This window comes from Dyadobacter sp. (genome assembly GCF_051859145.1).
Lineage (GTDB): Bacteria > Bacteroidota > Bacteroidia > Cytophagales > Spirosomataceae > Dyadobacter.
The window spans coordinates 1-2,579 of the sequence record NZ_JBHYGF010000484.1 but is presented as its reverse complement, the minus strand read 5'-3'; the positions used below and the strand labels follow the sequence as shown (position 1 = coordinate 2,579).

2 protein-coding genes are annotated in these 2,579 nt (G+C 49.2%); both read left to right on the top strand.

Features of this window, described 5'->3' with window-relative positions:
- The coding region (locus ACTIE6_RS22470; RefSeq protein WP_439558762.1) for an Hsp70 family protein at positions 1–1,077 on the top strand (1,077 nt) is incomplete at its 5' end.
- Between the two features lie 6 nt (positions 1,078–1,083).
- Positions 1,084–2,579 (top strand): hypothetical protein (locus tag ACTIE6_RS22465; protein ID WP_439558761.1); only part of this gene is annotated, 1,496 nt, incomplete at its 3' end.

Below are 2,579 nucleotides of genomic sequence, written 5' to 3'. Positions count from 1 at the left end.
GCAATCGTAAACGAGCCTACTGCTGCCGCATTAACATATGGCGTCGACCTGAATGCAGCAAAACGAATCCTCGTTTTTGATCTGGGCGGAGGCACATTTGATGTGAGTATCCTGGAAATCGCGGGTGGAAATGCAAAAGTGATCGCCTCCGACGGTGCCGATCAGCTGGGCGGGAAAGATTGGGACAAGCTCATCAAAGATTACCTTCTGGCTGAATTTGAGCGGCAAACGGGCAATGAAGTCCCCGACGATCTTTGCTGGGACATCGACCAGCATGCGAATGAAAGCAAAATTAAACTGACAGATCAGCAGGAAGTGAAAGTGTTCCTGAATGCAGAAGGAAACACTGCAGAGCTCATCTTATTCAGAGAGCGCCCGACCGGGAACGGCAATATGCTTGATAGCCTGATTATTAATGATGACGACTACGATTATACCGGCTTTTATTTTGAAGAACGGGCGCAGGATTTAATGGCGATATGCAAGGCTATTATGCACAATATGCTCGATAAAGCTGGTTTTACCTGGAACGACATCGACGATATTGTGCTGGCAGGCGGCTCTTCCAGGATGCCGATGATCCCGAAAATGTTGGAACAGGTATCCCGTAAAAAAGTAAGACGCAACATACCCGGTTACAGCTTCGACACAGCCATCGCGCAGGGTGCCGCTCTTTATAGCAGGAACCGCGAGCGGGTCATTGATGTGGCTTCCAAATCCGTGGGAATCCAGATGCGGCAGGGCGGGAAAATGATCATTGAACATTTGATCAGGAAGAACATGCCTTTGCCAGTGAGCATTACGGAAAGCTTTCCTGCTGAAAAAAACACGACGCTGAACATTTACGAAGGCGAAGACAGCACCGATCCCGAACACTGCTATCCCAGAGGCGAGCTGCAGTTACAAAATCCTGCCGGACAAGTGGTTGTCGGGTTGACTGTGGATGCATTCGGAATTATCCACGCTTCCATTGATTCCAACGGCACCAAAGCTGAGCTGAGGATACAGTCAGAGGAAGGCGAAATTGACACTGCAGAGCTGAAAAGCAAGATTGACGCAATTGACCTAAGAGTATAATCAGATATGGAAGGTTCAGGAGAGAAAATAATTCCGGGCAGGAACATGAATTCCTTTGCGGACGGAAAGATTATTCCCGGGAAAGACAACGCGGGACCCCAGGACGACAAAATCATTCCCGGCGTCGCCACGCCGGGCGTCGATACGCCGGGCGAGTCCACACCGGGAAATGCGCCTCATCAAGCGGGTACGAAGCCGCAGCCGGACAAGCAAACAGACATTTCAGAGCTGATTGCCGCGTCCACACGTGCGGGCGGATTGCAGGTTATCCCACCGGATTTTGATAACCGGAACGGTTCATGGAGCAGCATTAGTTCAGCTGATCCGTTTGAAATTTTGTATCTGGATTACAGACAATATAAGACTATTACACCCGAGATGGTCCAGAAGAATTACCGGATCATCTCGGAATTCTGGGCGGATAAGCTGCTGATTATGAATCGGGGTGCACGTGACCAGATCGAGAAAAAATATACGGCTGCTGTCGTCAATGGCGCGGAAAGAAGATTGGAGGCGGCACTTAACAAGTTGAAAACGCCTGCAAGCCTGGAACTAAGCTTTCAGCAAGTAGATGGAAAGCGGCTTGAAACGGGCTTTGCAGCCATTTCAGAGCTGATTGAAATCTCTGTGCAGGATGGCCATATTACCGAAAACCAGGCGAATGTCATCATTGTGAAAGGTTTGAAAAACGGCCTGGAAGCGCACGAAATAGAAGGCCGCATCATTTCTATTATCAAGGAAAAAGGATTCAAACCCAGAAAGGAAATCGATAAATCCCGCACGTTCAGAAACCTCTGGATGACAGACGATGCCTGGATAACTTATCAGAGACGGGAAATAAAGGTTGAATGGCTGGGTGAATATGCCTACAATCTGGAAGACGTTGGCGAGATCACATTCAGGAAGAAAGCCGAATCAGAATTCTATTTCAGAAACGGAAATTATCTCCCTTCCATCGTTAGCCGACTGACTGACAGTGCCTCCCGGGCTGCTGAGTTCGAGCGGATTATCGAGGAGGAAAAGGATACGGACAAGAAATATCTTAAAATCCTGTATCACCTGCACCCGGCGCTACCATTCCGGTTTCGCGGTTCGGTTTATAGTGATATTCACAAGCTTTTCGATGATGCCGTGCAGGCCCCGGAATCATTCTGGATGGCGGCCGCCCTGTTCTCAAAGGATCATTTCCGGATCTGGCTCAACGAGTCTGCGCCCCAGGTGGCTATGCTCATGCCCGAGACAAAGGATGTTATTGCCTTTCTGACATTCCTGTATGCGGTCAACAGGCACTATCCATTTTACCTGAACAACAGCAAATTTACCAGCCCGGAAGATCTCGCACGTGCGATGAAAGTGAACCAGGGCATTTGGGTGAATGTGGCCCAGCACATGGAAAACGGGCATCTTCCCGCATGGTTTAAATCGATCGGTCGCGCCGATATCAATGGTCGCTACAATGCACACCTGGAAGCAATCATCAATGCTGGATTGTACGATGCCAA